The organism is Candidatus Flexifilum breve (genome assembly GCF_016713355.1).
The window spans coordinates 1-13773 of record NZ_JADJPI010000042.1; the positions used below are offsets into that span (position 1 = coordinate 1).

The following is a 13773-nucleotide window of genomic DNA, read 5'->3' on the forward strand; positions in this document are numbered from 1 at the left end:
CCACCACGCTGCCTTCGGGCACGGGTAAAAGTGCATTCCGGCCCCGCTGCAGCTGCACCTGCACCGTCAGGTGCATTGAACGAATAGCTGTACTGGCAGCCCGCAAGGCTATTCGCGTTCATGAAAACGAGCACAAACGAACCGCCCGCTGGTACTGCAAAACTAAAGTCCCCTGCACCGCTACCGCGCCACGAGATCCCCAAATAATTGGTATCGTTCGCGGCACCTCGAGGTAGGATCAAAACTGTTCAGGAAGGGGCGACCGGGATGGGTTGGTACCGCAGGTTCCCGTTCCCCATGTCACGGTGATACAACTGAAGCTCGCCACCGGACCGAATGAGCCTTAGACGGGGCATTGAGCCAAACGAACCTGATGAAAATGGTCCGGGGAAAGTCCTGCCCGGCACAGCTGGAAATTACTCCATCTCGAAAGAGACGGGTAGGCGTGGTGGTGGTGGTGGAAATCGTCCCCGTGTTCGACACGGTGATCGGGTCGGCAAGTGCGCTGCTTCCAGCCAATAAGGTGATGACGAGCAGCCAAGCAAGCACAACGAAGCTGTGTCTGGACATAAGAACTCCTTTAAGTTGACTCGGTTGATAGTAATTCGATCCGCAGTTTATATAATGATACTCACTTTAATTTTAATAATAAAATTATGCACACCATCTATTTTTCTACATATTTCATGAAGCAGCTTATATGGCACGTCCGTTTTAATACATTTTTGACCTCCAAAACTCGGCGACAGTGCTATGATTTGACCAGATTGACGATTTCGGTCAACTAGTCACGAGGGTTATGGGCGACGCCGAACGCGAAAGTCGCATTCTAGATGCGGCGAACGACTTGATCACCCATTACGGGTACGACAAAACCACCGTCGACGACATTGCGCGGACGGCAGGCATTTCGAAGGGCGCGGTGTATCTGCACTTCAAAGGCAAAGAGGCGTTGTTCGAGGCGCTGCTCCTGCGCGAGTCCGAGCGGGTGATGGATGACATGTTCGCGCGCATCGAAGCCGACCCTGAAGGCGGGACGCTGTTCCATGTGTACAGTCACGCACTGTATGCCGCTATCAGCAACCCGCTGATTCGGGCGCTATCCACACGGGATCGGCGGGTGCTCGGCGATTTCGCCCGCCGCTTCGCGAACATGGTATCGCCGCAAGAATCGATGATGTTCGGACGCGAGTTCATCGCGCATTTCCAGGCTGCTGGTTTGATCCGCAGCGATTTGTCACCAGAAACCGTGACGCATCTGCTGGTATATATGCGCTACGGCTTCCTGATGAGCGAGAACGTGCTGCCACCGGAACATACACCGCCCATTGATGAGATCGTCGCGGCCATGGCGGACATGCTCAGCAAGGGGCTCTCACCCGATGGGCTGGGGAACTCGGAAGCCGGCAAAGCGATCATGCGCGGCTACATCGCGCAGCTCCGCGCCGTAATTGAGGAGCGGCGGCAGCGTATCAATCAAGCAAAATAGAGTCTGAAGGGGGAAATCTTCGGTTATCTGGGACCGAACGGCGCAGGTAAGACGACGACGATCCGCCTGCTGCTCGATCTCATCCGTCCGACCAGCGGCCGCGCGGCGATCTTCGGTCTGGATACCATCGCGCAGAGCGTGGCGATCCGCCAGCGCATCGGCTTTTCCCCGGCAAAGAACTCAACCTGGGATCGGCTGACCGCGCGCGAAATCGTCAACTTACATGGGCAATTTACGCGGCGGGGTGCATACCGCTTACGTCAATGAACTGGCGGAACGCCTGAACTTCGACCTGACCAAGCGCATGCCGTACCTATTCGACGGGGAACAAGCGCAAGCTCGGCTTGATCCTCGCGCTGATGGACAAGCCCGACCCTGCTCATTCTCGACCAGCCGTCGAGCGGGCTGGATCCGCTCATGCAGCAGACTTTCAACCAATTGATGCTGGAGGCGAAGGCCAACGGTCAGACGGTGTTCCTCTCGTCGCACGTCTTGAACGAAGTGCAGCGATCTGCGACCGCGTCGGCATTCTCCGCGATGGCAAACTGCAAGCCGTTGAGACGGTCGAACGCCTGACGCGCGTCGATTTCCGCAAAGGTGACGCTCAAATTCCGCGAGGCTGTGTCGCCCCTGCTGGTGAGCAGTGTAGCTGGCGTGAGCAAGGTCAGCGCAGAGGGCGCGAACGCACTCTCGCTGCAGTTTGGCGGTGACTTCGATCCGCTTAAGGCGGTCAGCAGCGCATACGTGCAGGATATTTTGGTCAGAAACGCCCACGTTGGAAGACATCTTCCTGACGTTCTACGGCGGGCAGCCCGCGAATAATCACCGCAGAAAGTGATGTCGTAACCATGAGAGGCGTGATTTTTCGCCATACGCTGCGGCGGAGTTGGTTGTCCGCCGTATATTGGGGCGTGGGGGTCAGGGGGCGACGGCATGTTCATTATGCTCATCCTGCCGAACGCGGAGTCCTTGCAGCGGTTTGCCCGTTTACTCGAATCGATGCCGCCCGCGCTCCTTCAGGCCTTTGGCGCGTCCGATGTGGCAGCTGGCCACGCCGGAAGGTTTCATTGGGTTCGGCTAGTTTCACCTACACCATGCCCGATCATGAGCGTGTGCGGCGTGGTCGCTGGGTTGAATGTGACGACGGTGGGAAGAAGATCGGCATCCCTCGACCTTCTGTTGAGCGCTTGGCCTGTCAGCCGGACGCAGCTCATGATCGAAAGGGGTTGGCGTATGTGCTGTTGATGGTGCTGACCATCCTCGTCTCACACCTCGGTTTTGTGGGGGCAAGGCGGTTTCGACCCTCGACGTGGATCTGGGGAAGCTGTTCGTGGCCTCGCTCAACATGCTGCCCGCCATGCTGACGGTTTTCGGCTTCAGCGTGCTCGTGGGCGCTCGCCCGCAGCCGCGCAACGGCGCTGGCACTGGCGGTCGCGTTCGTCATCGGCAGCTACTTCATCGAGTTCATCGGCAACGCGGCGAGTCAGACGGCGGTCGCGGCGCTGCGTGTGCTGTCGTACTTCAGCTACACGGGCAGCGATACGGTGATGACGAGCGGCGGCGTGGGGCGTGTCGTCCTGTTGATCGCGGTGGGGCGCAGTGTTGTTCGTGGGCGGCGCGTTCCTATTCCAGCGTCGTGATATTGGACTGTAGAGGGTAAGTGCTATCATGACATTCGTCGTGTTTCGCGAAACGCTGCGCCGCAGTTGGCGCGGGATGTTGATGTGGGGCGGGGCTTCGCGCTCATCGCCCTGGTGCAAGCGGTCGTCCTCGGCGACGTGGACGCGCTGCGCGGGTTCGCCGATTTAGTCGCCTCGATGCCGCCTTTCCTGCTGCAATTCCTCGGCACAGACGACGTCAACGTGCTGGCGACGCCGGAAGGGTATCTGGCGGGACGTTTCTTCAGCTTCGTCGTGGTGATGTTCGCCGTGTACGCGGTCCTCAGTGGGCTGAACATCACGGCAGCAGATGAAGATCGCGGCATCCTCAACAGTGTGTTGAGCACGCCGCTCCCACGCTGGCAGTTGATCGCCGGAAAGTTCGCTGCCTATGCCGTGCTGCTGCTGGGCGTCACGCTGATCACCTTTGCGGGCGCGGCGGGCGGTGTGCTGTCCACGCAGGGTGGCCGCTACCTTCCCGATGGGTCGGCTGTTCGAAATGACGATTGCGCTGTTCCCAATTGGCCTGGTCGCGCTGGCGTTCACGGCGCTGCTCGCAGCTTTGCTACCGAGCCGCTCGCGGGTGATGACGATCGCCTTTGGCGCGGTGATCGGCAGTTTCTTCCTCAATTTCCTCGCTGCATCGGTCGGGGATGACCTGCTGAGCACCATCAACCGGATCTCCGTGTTCAGCTACTACCGCGCGACTGACATTGTGAAGAACGGGATGGCAACGGGCGCGCTGCTGGTGCTGATCGTCGTCGCCGTGGCGCTGGTCGGCGTGGGCATGGTTGCCTTCCAGCGGCGCGATATCGCGGCCTAGTCGCCGGTGAACAGGGGTCTGCTCCGGCTGTCGGAGCAGACCTGAGAGGGACTTTTCGCCTGCCCCACCGGAGCCCAACCGTTGGTTGACACGAACATCTCGAATGCTATAATCCGCTCACGGCGTGGAGAAACCACGCCGATTTGTTATTGAAGCCATGAAGGTGAACAATGCAGCGGATTTTCCCGCTTCTCTTGATCGCACTCTTCCTCGTGAGGCGCGCCCCTCGCGGCGCAAGATGGTAATGCCCTCCGTGACGGAGGGATGGAAGGCACGTACACCCAACGCGGGCGTGCTGACCTGAATATCCCCCGCCGATTAGAGCTTCTGGTACACCGAAGCCCCGCGCAGTGAAGCGTGGCAGAACCTGCCCGCAAGTCGGCTTTCCGCACAACGGTCCCGGCCCTAACCCGCATTCCGGTGGGCGCGCCGTCAACCCTCAACAAAGGCTTTGCGACTTTCACCGCCGCGCTCTATCAGCAAGTGAGCGTGCAGCAGGGGAGCGAACGTCACCGCGAGCGCGTGGGCGTACCTCAAGACCTGCGATATCCCTGATGGCTTCGACAACTGCACATCGGCGGCCGGATCGGGCGCATATACGCGCGTCGGGATTGACCCGAACGGCGGCACCGATCCCTATGACAGCGATATTGTGTGGTCAGGCAACGCCGCACCGCACGACACCTGGGCGCAGTTGACCGTCAGCGCGACAACCACGGGCACGACAGCGACCGTCTTCCTGTTCGCTACGCAGCAGTGGCCGCTCGAACTCAACAACGTTTACTGGGATGATGCCGCGCTCGTTGGTGGCGGCGCTAGTTGGTGCGGCTGCCCCGCCGCTGTGGAAGGCGCGACGCCGATTCCACCATTCCCGCCGAAGTCGGCTTTGTGCAGCCGCAAACTGAGCAGGGCGATGGCTCCATCGTCCATACTGTCCAGCCCGGCGACACCATCGACAGCATTGCCGTCGCCTATGGTCTGACGCGCCGAGGTGCTGGCGGTCAACCCGGATATCCGCGACCCGCGCATCATGCAGATCGGCCAGCAGATCATCATCCGCCCGCCAGCGTCAGCGGCGACGCCGGAAGTGACCGCCGAACTCCTGATTGCGGAAAATATCACCGCGCAGGAAGCGGGCACAGCGAACCCTGAAGCGACGGCGGAAGCTTCTGCCGCGCCTGAAAGCACCGCCGAAGCCGCCAATAATCCACCCCCTGCCCCCGTCGAGTCTGCGCCACCCGCGCCAATTCGTTCGGTGGCGGGCGGTGATGTGCTGCCGTCGATCAACCCGGCAGGCGACGCCGCGCAGATCTGCATCAGCTTGTATGAAGATATCAACGCCGACCGCGTGCAGGAAGCCGACGAAGTCGCGCTCCCCGGCGGCGTGATCACGTTGACCGGAGCGAGCGGCGTCGTCGGCGAACATGCGATGGACAGCTCCCCGGAACCGTACTGCTTCGCCGATCTCGCGGCGAGCGAATACACCGCGTCGATGCAAGCGCCGCAGGGCTACGGTCTGACGACTTCGGCGCAGCTCACGGTGCGCGCGATTGCCGGAGCGAAGGTGAATCTGGCGTTCGGCGCGGCGCAGGGCGTGCTGCCTGTCACCCCGCCGCCCGCCGATGAACTGGTCAATATGACGGCACAGAGCGACGAACCGCAACGGGCACGGCCAACCCGCTGCCCGACAACCTCGGCTTGATCTTATTCGGCGCGGCGGGCGTCATTGCTCGTCGCGGGCATGGGCATTTCACTGGGCTGCGGCGGCGTTAACGGAGGACAAATCATGCGGCTGCTTCCAGCGCCTGTCGCCCGGCACCTACACGGTGATCGTTACAGGCGCGGATTGGACGGCGACGACACCCGACACCTTCACGCAGACCATCGAAGCGGACGTCATGCCGACCGTACTGTGGTACGGCGCGCAGCGCCCCGTCACCAGCATTGCGACCACGACACCCGGTGATCCGCTCGCCGCACTCAATGCACTTGACCCGCAGGTGCTGCGCCTCGGCGTGTCGCTGCTTGGCGCGGTGATCGTCATGGGCGCGTTCAGCGTGCTCGGCTTCCTGATCTATCTGCTGGTGTATGCGCGCCGCGCACCCAAGCCCATGAAGACGACCACCACCGGATCGATGCGCGCTGTGCGCACGGACGAAACCGGAGAGATTCGCTCGACGAAGGGGTAATGTCGCAACCGCTCGATTATAGGGACGCGGATCGCCGCGTCCTTTTGATTCCCGCGCTATAATCTGCCCCAAAAATGAGCAGGAGTTTGCAGATCAACGATGATCCAAACTGACGTTTTAATCATTGGCGGCGGGGCGACGGGCGGCGGCATCGCGTGGGACTTGGCGCTGCGCGGCGTGCGCGTCGTGCTCGCCGAGATGAGCGATCTGGCAACCGGGACGAGCGGACGTTATCACGGCCTGCTGCATTCCGGCGGGCGCTATGCCGTGCGCGACCCCGAAAGCGCCAAAGAATGCATTGACGAAAATCGCATCATTCGCCACGTCGCGCCGCATGCTATCGAAGACACGAGCGGTTTCTTCGTGCTCTGCCCCGGCGACGACGTGAGCTACGTCGATAAGTGGCTCAAGGCGTGCGCGGCGGTCAATTTGCCCACGCGGGCAGTCCCGCTGAGCGAGGCGCTTAAGCGCGAGAAAGTGCTCAATCCCAAGCTGGAAGCGATCTACGAAGTGCCGGACGGCACGTGCGACTCGTGGGATCTGCTCCACGCGCTCCAGCGCGGCGCGCATGAAGCCAACAACGCGCAGTTCCTGACGTATCACCGTGTCGAATCGTTCCGCAAACAGGGCAGCCGCATCGTCGGCGCCAACCTGACCAACCTGCGCACCAACGAATCCGTGGAGGTCGAATGCGCGGTCGTGATCAACGCGGCCGGGCCGTGGGCGGGCGAGATCGGCGCGAAGGCAGGCGCGAAGTTCAAAATGAAGCTCAGCCGAGGCGCGATGCTAGCCTACAACATCCGTTGGGAACACCGTGATCGTAAGCTGCGTCTGCCCGGTGACGGTGATATTTTCGTCCCGGTGGGCACGGTCAGCGTGATCGGCACGACCTCGGTCAAGACGGACGATCCCGGCGATACCCGCGTCGAAGCGTGGGAAGTCACGCGCATCCTCGACGAAGCCGAAGCCATGACCCCGGGCATCAGTCAGGCGCGCATCCTGCGCTCGTGGGGGCGGCGTGCGTCCGCTCTACGATCCCGGCGAGTCGGCGGATGGCCGGGAGGCCAAGCGCACCTTTCACCCTGCTCGACCATGCGCAAAGCGACGGCATTGAAGGCCTGATCAGCATCATCGGCGGCAAGCTGACCACCTTCCGGCAGATGGCCGAGCGCGCCGCGACATGGCCTGCGCCAAACTCAATGTGACCTAAACCGTGCCACCGCCACTACGCCGATCCCCGGCGCACGGCGCAAAGTCGAACTATCACCGCTTGCGCGGGCGTTTGGACGCGATTGAGCTTAGGCGGTAACCCCGGCGCGTTGATCTGCGAGTGCGAGATTGTCACGCAGCCGCAGATCATCGAGGCGCTGCGCGGCGGTGATGTGGTCACGCTCAATGACCTGCGCCGCGATCTGCGCGTGGGCATGGGGCCGTGTCAGGGCGGGTTCTGCTCGTATCGCGCAGCGTCCATCCGCCATGAGTACGTGCACGACAAGCCAGAAAACACGCACGCGCTGCTCAGCGAATTCGTCGAACGGCGCTTCGGCGGGGTCAAGCCGCTGCTGTGGGGGCACAATCTGCGGCAGGCGCTGCTCTCGGAACACATCTACGGGCGCATCCTCGGCCTGTCCGAACAAACGGGAAACAGCACACAGTTTGTGCCGAACTTAGCCTCACCCCTCACTCCCCTCTCCCAAGGGAGAGGGGACGCAACTTCCGACATTCCCCCTCTCCGCTCGGAGAGGGGCTAGGAGTGAGGCTCAGCGCGTCGTCGTGATCGGAGCGGGCTGGCCAGGTTTGACCGCCGCGCTGACCGCCCTCGAATTGGGCGCGCGCGTCGAATTGGTGACGGCGGGACAAGGCGCGATCACGCTGTTCCCGGCGTGGATTGAGACGGGCGATGTCAATGCGCTGGCGGCCAAAGCGGAACACCCGTATGCGCCAGCCGCAGCGGCGCTGCCCATCGGCGCAGGCGTGGTCGAGCGGGCGGCACGCCAACACGGACTCGCCGCCCAGCTCCCCAACGGCACACCGCTCCACGCTGTGACCGCGATGGGCAAACTGCGTCCCATTGCCTTCGGTCTCGGCAGCGTGACCCACGCGCTCCAGCCGAGCGATAAGATCATGATCATCGGCGTCGATGGCTGGCGCGACTTCTACGGCGGGTTGATCGCCGACAACCTGAACGCGGCGGGCTATCACGCGCACGCGGGCGTGATCGACTTGACCGCATATGGGCGGCAACTTCGATGATTGGACAACCGACTACGCCAACTATCTCGATACGCCGGATGGCCGTGCCGATCTTGTGCGGCAGGTCAAGCCGCTGGTGCGCGACGCCACGGTGATCGGCTTCCCGGCGATTCTCGGCTTCAAGGCGGAGACTGCGCGCCAACTAGCGCAAGAACTTGGCGTGCCCGTGTTCGAGATTCCCACGCTCACCCCATCGATCCCCGGCTTGCGCCTGTTCCACGCCTTGCGGCGCAGTTTGCTGGCGCGCGGCGGACGCATCACCATTGGCGCGACCGTCACCGGGCTGGACATCAACAATGGTCGCGTGACGGGCGTGCAAGCGGGCACAGCGAACGGTCGCGCGCGCGTCATCCCCGCGGATGCCGTCATCATGGCGACGGGCGGCTTTATACGGCGGCGGGCTGGAGAGCGATTACACGGGGCGCATCTGCGAGACAATTCTCGATCTGCCCGTCAGCAACGTAAGCAAGCGTGATGACTGGTTCACCGCGCCGCTCTTGAGCGGGCAAGCGCAGCCGATCCATGCGGTCGGCCTCGCCACCGACGCCGATCTGCGTCCGCTCGGCGCAGATGGTCAGCCGTTCGCGCCGAATCTGTACGCGGTGGGTCGGCTGCTGGCGGGCTACAGCCCGGTTGTGGAAGGCAGCGCCGAAGGCGTCGATCTGGCAACGGGCGCTTTGGCCGCGCAGAAAGCCGTATCTCCTGTATAATGTAATTCGTAATTACAGGAGGTGAAGGTATGCTCAAACAGATCGGCTTGGTGACACTCGGGCTGCTGTTCATGGTGAGCGCGGTTAGCGCGCAAGATACCGCGCCCACGCTCACACCGCTGCCCACACCCAACGCGACGCAAGTCGAAGAGACGGCGGGCGGCGTGGTCGATGTGGCCGAAGGCGCGGCGGAAAGCCTCACGACGGCGGCGGTCAGCCTGTGGGAACGGCTGCTCCAGCCGCCCACATCCGAAACGGCGCGCATCATCCTGATCGTCGGCGGCGTGATCCTGCTGGTCGCGGGCTGGGCGGTCTACGATTTCATCATCTTGATCGCGGGCTTCCTGATCGGCGGCTTGATCGCGCTCTCGTTCTTCAACGGGCCGAATACGGTGATCGCGCTGGCGGTCTTCATCGTCGGCGGGTTGATCGGCGCTGCGCTGGCAGCCGTCTTGTGGTTCCTCGCCGTGTTCCTCATCGGCGGCTACATCGGCATCGTGCTCACGCGCTCGCTGGCGCTGGCACTCGGCTTCGGCCTGCCCTCCGATATCGTGCTGTTGATCGCGCTGATCATCGGCGGGGTGATCCTCTTGCTCATCTCGTTCGAGCTGCTGCTCGTGTTCTCGGCCATCGTCGGCGCGCAGATGATCGCGCTCGGCTTCGGCCTCGGCGCGCAGTGGGTGCTGCTGCTGGCGATTCTCGGCATTGTGCTGCAGATCGTGATCACGCGGTCGCGTGGCGTGTCCATCCGGCGGCGTCCCCGCTCGATCTTCTGGCGGCGGCGCGCAGTCGTCTAGCACCTCACCCCCTCACCCCCTCTCCCAAGGGAGAGGGGGAAACGAGCGCAGCGAGTGGGGGTGAGGCCGATGTCTTTACGTTATAATGGCGTCCATTGTTGATGAAGTGGCGGGCTCTCCCATGACCAACCTGATCAACCCCTTCGAAATTAGCGAACAGGTCGAATTCAGCGCTGACCTGTGCGTCAAATGCAATATCTGCACGGCGGCCTGCCCCGTCGCCCCAGTGACCGAGTTGTTCCCCGGGCCCCAAAGTCGTCGGGCCGCAGTGGCAGCGCTTCCGCATGAACGAAGAACGCGGCGACGAGTCGCCCGACAAGAGCGTCGATTACTGCTCGGGCTGCGGCATGTGCACGATGGTCTGCCCGCACGGCGTAAAAGTGATGGAGATCAACGCGCGGGCGCGTGAAAAGCTCTACGACGGCAAAATTCCACTGCGCAACCGCGCTTTGGGTCGCTCCGAACTGATGGGCAAACTCGGGCACAAGTTCGCTCCGCTGGCGAACTGGGGCGCAAACCTGCGGCCAGCGCGCATCTCGTCGAGAAAGTGATCGGCATTCACCGCGACGCCCCCGCTGCCCAATTTCAAGTTCCAGTCGTTCCGCGAATGGTTCGCGGCACAAACCGCAGGCCGCCGCTCCCGTGCGGGGCAAGGTCGCGTATTTCCACGCGTGCGCGGGCAATTACTTCGAGACAGCGGTCAGCAAAGCCGCCGTGCTGATCCTCGCGCACAACGGCTACGACGTGGTGCTGCCCGAGCAGAACTGCTGCGGCCTGCCTATGCAGTCCAACGGCGAATTTGACGCGGCGCGTTCGCATGCCTGCCGCAACCTCGATCATCTGGCGCAGTACGCCCGGGCGGGGGATCCCCATTGTCGGGGCGAGCACGTCGTGTACGCTCAGTTTCAAATCCGACTACCGCGAGATTTTGCAGCTCGACCATCCGGATCGGGACGTGGTGGCGGAAAATGTGTACGACATCAGCGAGTTTTTGCTGCTGCTGCATCGGCGCGGTGAGCTCAAGACCGACTTCCAGCGCGTCGACTTCGGCGGCACGCTGCTCTATCACGCGCCCTGCCAGCAAAAAGCGCACAACATGGGGCAGCCCGCGCTCGATCTGTTTGACCTCATCCCCGGCCTCGACGTGCGCCTCTCCGACGCCTCATGCTGCGGGATTGCCGGGACGTATGGCTTCAAGGTCGAAAAGTACGATATTGGCATGGCGATCGGCCAGCAGTTGTTCGATCAGGTGCGCGACATCGGTGCGAGGCCCGTGATCTGCGACAGCGAAACCTGCCGCTGGCGGATCACGCATGCGACCGGGGCGAAAAAGCGTGCATCCGATCAGCATCCTCGCGGCGGCTTATGGGTTGATGGAGTTGTAGCTGTTTCCCGACCCTTCCCGGCCCCTCCCCGAATCCGGAGAGGGGAGACAGATAAGAGCATTTGTGTAGGGACGAGGCATGCCTCGTCCTGAACTGTTTGGCTAGTGATCAGGCTATTCTACCGAGCTAAGCTGTGCCTTGCCCCTACCTCCTTGAGAAACGTCCCTAGTAACGCCGCCAGTACAGCGCGTGGTGGTACTCGACGCTCAATCCCGTGTGAGCGGAGCAGGTCGTTCCCCAACGCCTCGCCGAATTCCAGCCGCACAACCGCTTCCAGATCCGCGCGGTTGTCAAAACGCCACTCGCTCAGAATCCGCACCAGTTGGTAGCCCTGCGCTGACCAGAATCCCTCGACCACATCCGGATCGACACCTGCAAAGGGATGCCGTTTCAGCCAATCCGCAAACTGCCCGTGGCGCAGGTCGTTGTCGATGATGAACGCCGTTCCACCGGAGCGCAGCACGCGCCACTTCGGTAAGACCGGGCAGGCAGTTTGGCGCGAAGAAATAGGCGAAACGCGCATGGATCACATCTACGGAGGCGGACGGCAGCAAAATGCGCTCCGCCGATCCCGTCATGACCGAGACGCGTTCGAGGTTGAGCTCCGCTACTCGCCGCATGATCTTCAGGCGCAGATCGTCATGCGGTTCGACGGCGATCACATGAGCGGCCTCGGCGTGCCAGCGCGGCACGTGAAAACCCGTCCCCGCGCCCAGATCCAGTACGATCTGACCGTCCCAGGCGGCAATCGAACGCATCGCAGCTTCAATGCGCTGCTCGGGGTCGGCAGCACGATTTTCAATTTCGTAGAGGTCAGGGGCAGTTTGAATATTCGGCGCGGCATGCACACCGGGTAGGAAGTCAGCCATAGTGATACTCCTTTTCGTCAGTCAACAGACAGCGCAAACAACACAGTCGCCGGGACAACTGCGGACAGATGCTTACGTTTGAGCCGGATTTACTCGAAAAGAGCTGCGACATGGCACTTCCAATGACTACCTGCGTGCCGCTTCATTATACAAATATTTAGTTGCCGCCCGCGAATGTTCCCCGCTATAATAATCTAATCGACATTCGATTAAATTTATGGAGCCCACAAATTATGGACCAGACGGCTGTCAACGGCGTTTCCTTTGAGCTATCCGACGACCAGAAGATGCTGCAAAAGCTGGCGCGCGACTTCGCCGCCAAAGAGATCATTCCGGTTGCGGAGCACTTTGATAAAACCGCGGAATTCCCCATCGATATCATCAACAAGGGGCGCAATCTCGGCCTCGTCAACCTGAACATCCCCGAAGAATACGGCGGCCCCGGCGCGAAAGTCTTCGACGAAGTCATCGTACAGGAAGAACTCGGCTACGGCTGCTCCGGCATCAGCACAGCGATGAGCGTCAACAACCTGTCGTCGCTGCCGATCATGCTCGGCGGCACGGAACAGCAAAGAGTACTGGCTCGGCGGAACGCATGGTCGGCAAAGGCGATCTCCTCCGCCTACTGCGTGACCGGAACCCGGGGCGGGGCCTGAAATGTCGTCGGCATGCAAACGCGCCGAACGCGTCAACAGCAAAGTACATCATCAATGGCCTCGAAGATTTTTTTAACAGCAACGTGAACTATTCCAGCTTCTACACGGTGTTCGCCGTGACCGATCCGAGCAAGAAGCACAAAGGCATCTCCTGCTTCGTGATCGAACGCGATACCCCCGGCATCAGCGTGAGCCGCCACTTTGACAAACTCGGTCAGCGCCGCCGATACCGCCGAAAATCACGTTCGAAAACGTGAAGTGCCGACGAAAAATCGCATCGGCGAAGAAGGCATGGGCTTCCTGCTAGCGATGACCGTGGTCCGATCACAGCCGCCCCGGCGTTGCGGCGGCGCCGTCGGCGCGTAGGTCGGCGCGCGGTGGAAGAATGCGTCAAGTACGCGAAGGGACGCGAGAGGTTCGGCCAACCGAGCTGGCAGCATCAGGCCATCGGCCACAAAATCGCGGACATGGCGATCAATGTAGAAGCGGCACGGGTGCTCACCTATCAGGCGGCGTGGCTGGTCGATAAACAACATCGCAACCTGAAAGCGGTCGCGTTCGCCGAGGCGTTCGCCGCCGATGCTGCGATGAAATCACCGTGGATGCGGTGCAGGTCTTCGGCGGCTACGGCTACATGCCGGAATACCCGGTCCGAAAAGCTGATGCGCGACGTGAAGGTCTTCCAGATTTACGAAGGCACGAGCGAAATTCAGCGCAACGTCATCGTGCGCGAACTCTTCCGGTAACGAGTCGCCCGCTGTGTCCGCGGTAAGTGTCCATCGTTCCAGAATTCGTGAAATTCATCACAATAAAACGAGAAACCGAGATTCCTCCGTTTTCGTTATAATAGCCCATTCTGTTGCAGACAAACAAAGGTTGATGATGAATACGGATGTACTCTTAGTTGGCGCAGGCTTATCCGGACTACTGGCTGCACGGGAAGT

The 13773-nt window shown here is 61.6% G+C and carries 25 protein-coding genes and 2 pseudogenes; 22 read left to right on the forward strand and 5 right to left on the reverse strand.

Features of this window, described 5'->3' with window-relative positions; translation table 11 throughout:
* Nucleotides 1-799 precede the first annotated feature (799 nt).
* Genes IPK17_RS38825 through IPK17_RS38830 form a run of 3 tightly spaced genes read left to right on the forward strand, consistent with a single transcriptional unit; the run spans nt 800 to nt 1931 of the window.
* On the forward strand, nt 800-1489 hold the full coding sequence (locus tag IPK17_RS38825) for a TetR/AcrR family transcriptional regulator (RefSeq protein WP_343423124.1): 690 nt from the start codon (nt 800-802) through the stop codon (nt 1487-1489).
* 15 nt (nt 1490-1504) lie between these two features.
* Nucleotides 1505-1756, forward strand: coding sequence for an ATP-binding cassette domain-containing protein (locus IPK17_RS40930; RefSeq protein ID WP_502750029.1), 252 nt, complete (start codon nt 1505-1507; stop codon nt 1754-1756).
* Nucleotides 1713-1931 carry a hypothetical protein gene (locus IPK17_RS38830; protein WP_343423125.1) on the forward strand — a complete coding sequence of 73 codons (219 nt, stop codon included), beginning with the start codon at nt 1713-1715 and terminating at the stop codon, nt 1929-1931. Before IPK17_RS40930 ends, IPK17_RS38830 begins: the two co-directional genes overlap by 44 nt.
* Before the next feature lie 22 nt (nt 1932-1953).
* Here the strand turns inward: IPK17_RS38830 and IPK17_RS38835 are convergent, their stop codons facing one another.
* Complete coding sequence (locus tag IPK17_RS38835; protein WP_343423126.1) at nt 1954-2097, reverse strand: hypothetical protein; 144 nt, start codon at nt 2095-2097, stop codon at nt 1954-1956.
* Here IPK17_RS38835 and IPK17_RS38840 point away from each other — a divergent pair.
* The 5 genes and pseudogenes from IPK17_RS38840 (at nt 2087) to IPK17_RS38860 (ending at nt 4525) form a co-directional block, all read left to right on the forward strand.
* A complete protein-coding gene (locus tag IPK17_RS38840) occupies nt 2087-2311 on the forward strand; it encodes a hypothetical protein (RefSeq protein ID WP_343423127.1) in 225 nt (74 codons plus the stop codon). The two genes, IPK17_RS38835 and IPK17_RS38840, sit on opposite strands and share 11 nt — an antisense overlap.
* A 686-nt stretch (nt 2312-2997) precedes the next feature.
* Entirely contained in the window at nt 2998-3129 is a 132-nt protein-coding gene (locus IPK17_RS38845; RefSeq protein WP_343423128.1) for a hypothetical protein, read from the forward strand.
* A gap of 177 nt (nt 3130-3306) precedes the next feature.
* A pseudogene (locus IPK17_RS41225) lies at nt 3307-3576 on the forward strand (ABC transporter permease subunit); the annotation flags it as partial.
* Nucleotides 3577-3646: 70 nt separating this feature from the next.
* A complete protein-coding gene (locus tag IPK17_RS38855) occupies nt 3647-3970 on the forward strand; it encodes an efflux permease Rv1217c-related protein (RefSeq protein WP_502750022.1) in 324 nt (107 codons plus the stop codon).
* A 357-nt stretch (nt 3971-4327) separates the two neighbouring features.
* Entirely contained in the window at nt 4328-4525 is a 198-nt protein-coding gene (locus tag IPK17_RS38860; RefSeq protein ID WP_343423131.1) for a hypothetical protein, read from the forward strand.
* Between the two features lie 225 nt (nt 4526-4750).
* Here the strand turns inward: IPK17_RS38860 and IPK17_RS38865 are convergent, their stop codons facing one another.
* Entirely contained in the window at nt 4751-4975 is a 225-nt protein-coding gene (locus tag IPK17_RS38865; RefSeq protein WP_343423132.1) for a hypothetical protein, read from the reverse strand.
* Here IPK17_RS38865 and IPK17_RS41230 point away from each other — a divergent pair.
* The 9 genes from IPK17_RS41230 to IPK17_RS38910 all read left to right on the forward strand — a co-directional run bounded on the left by IPK17_RS41230 (nt 4962) and on the right by IPK17_RS38910 (nt 10470).
* A complete protein-coding gene (locus IPK17_RS41230) occupies nt 4962-5672 on the forward strand; it encodes an SdrD B-like domain-containing protein (RefSeq protein ID WP_343423133.1) in 711 nt (236 codons plus the stop codon). The genes IPK17_RS38865 and IPK17_RS41230 overlap by 14 nt on opposite strands.
* 124 nt (nt 5673-5796) lie before the next feature.
* Entirely contained in the window at nt 5797-6159 is a 363-nt protein-coding gene (locus tag IPK17_RS38875; RefSeq protein WP_343423134.1) for a hypothetical protein, read from the forward strand.
* A 99-nt stretch (nt 6160-6258) separates the two neighbouring features.
* Nucleotides 6259-7281, forward strand: a complete 1023-nt coding sequence (locus IPK17_RS38880) for an FAD-dependent oxidoreductase (protein ID WP_343423135.1) — start codon at nt 6259-6261, stop codon at nt 7279-7281.
* A gap of 170 nt (nt 7282-7451) precedes the next feature.
* On the forward strand, nt 7452-7910 hold the full coding sequence (locus IPK17_RS38885) for a (2Fe-2S)-binding protein (RefSeq protein WP_343423136.1): 459 nt from the start codon (nt 7452-7454) through the stop codon (nt 7908-7910).
* 22 nt (nt 7911-7932) lie between these two features.
* The gene (locus IPK17_RS38890) at nt 7933-8412 is read left to right on the forward strand and encodes a hypothetical protein (RefSeq protein ID WP_343423137.1); all 480 of its coding nucleotides are present in this window, start codon (nt 7933-7935) and stop codon (nt 8410-8412) included.
* Nucleotides 8393-8887 carry an FAD-dependent oxidoreductase gene (locus IPK17_RS38895; protein WP_343423138.1) on the forward strand — a complete coding sequence of 165 codons (495 nt, stop codon included), beginning with the start codon at nt 8393-8395 and terminating at the stop codon, nt 8885-8887. The genes IPK17_RS38890 and IPK17_RS38895 overlap by 20 nt, the downstream gene beginning before the upstream one ends.
* Nucleotides 8772-9122, forward strand: a complete 351-nt coding sequence (locus IPK17_RS38900; protein ID WP_343423139.1) for an FAD-binding protein — start codon at nt 8772-8774, stop codon at nt 9120-9122. The genes IPK17_RS38895 and IPK17_RS38900 overlap by 116 nt, the downstream gene beginning before the upstream one ends.
* Before the next feature lie 29 nt (nt 9123-9151).
* On the forward strand, nt 9152-9919 hold the full coding sequence (locus IPK17_RS38905; RefSeq protein WP_343423140.1) for a hypothetical protein: 768 nt from the start codon (nt 9152-9154) through the stop codon (nt 9917-9919).
* A gap of 284 nt (nt 9920-10203) precedes the next feature.
* Nucleotides 10204-10470 (forward strand): 4Fe-4S binding protein, encoded by a 267-nt coding sequence (locus IPK17_RS38910; protein ID WP_343423141.1) that lies wholly within the window; start codon nt 10204-10206, stop codon nt 10468-10470.
* Nucleotides 10471-10504: 34 nt separating this feature from the next.
* Here the strand turns inward: IPK17_RS38910 and IPK17_RS38915 are convergent, their stop codons facing one another.
* Nucleotides 10505-10738: a hypothetical protein gene (locus IPK17_RS38915; protein ID WP_343423147.1), complete on the reverse strand. Its 234-nt coding sequence runs from the start codon at nt 10736-10738 to the stop codon at nt 10505-10507.
* Between IPK17_RS38915 and IPK17_RS38920 the strand changes: the two genes are divergently transcribed.
* Nucleotides 10634-10936, forward strand: coding sequence for a hypothetical protein (locus tag IPK17_RS38920; RefSeq protein WP_343423145.1), 303 nt, complete (start codon nt 10634-10636; stop codon nt 10934-10936). The genes IPK17_RS38915 and IPK17_RS38920 overlap by 105 nt on opposite strands.
* Nucleotides 10937-11015: 79 nt before the next feature.
* Nucleotides 11016-11396, forward strand: a complete 381-nt coding sequence (locus IPK17_RS38925; protein ID WP_343423146.1) for a heterodisulfide reductase-related iron-sulfur binding cluster — start codon at nt 11016-11018, stop codon at nt 11394-11396.
* Nucleotides 11397-11422: 26 nt separating this feature from the next.
* Here IPK17_RS38925 and IPK17_RS38930 read toward each other — a convergent pair whose 3' ends face one another.
* A complete protein-coding gene (locus IPK17_RS38930) occupies nt 11423-11767 on the reverse strand; it encodes a hypothetical protein (protein WP_343423148.1) in 345 nt (114 codons plus the stop codon).
* Nucleotides 11768-11822: 55 nt separating this feature from the next.
* Nucleotides 11823-12173 (reverse strand): annotated as a pseudogene (locus tag IPK17_RS38935) (class I SAM-dependent methyltransferase); the annotation flags it as partial.
* A gap of 233 nt (nt 12174-12406) precedes the next feature.
* On the opposite strand from IPK17_RS38935, the gene IPK17_RS38940 reads away from it, so the two are divergent.
* From IPK17_RS38940 to IPK17_RS38950, 3 genes are all read left to right on the forward strand, one after another.
* Nucleotides 12407-12829: an acyl-CoA dehydrogenase family protein gene (locus IPK17_RS38940; protein ID WP_343423142.1), complete on the forward strand. Its 423-nt coding sequence runs from the start codon at nt 12407-12409 to the stop codon at nt 12827-12829.
* Nucleotides 12769-13086 (forward strand): acyl-CoA dehydrogenase family protein, encoded by a 318-nt coding sequence (locus tag IPK17_RS38945; RefSeq protein WP_343423143.1) that lies wholly within the window; start codon nt 12769-12771, stop codon nt 13084-13086. The genes IPK17_RS38940 and IPK17_RS38945 overlap by 61 nt, the downstream gene beginning before the upstream one ends.
* A gap of 84 nt (nt 13087-13170) precedes the next feature.
* Nucleotides 13171-13575: an acyl-CoA dehydrogenase family protein gene (locus tag IPK17_RS38950; RefSeq protein WP_343423144.1), complete on the forward strand. Its 405-nt coding sequence runs from the start codon at nt 13171-13173 to the stop codon at nt 13573-13575.
* Nucleotides 13576-13773: the final 198 nt, after the last annotated feature.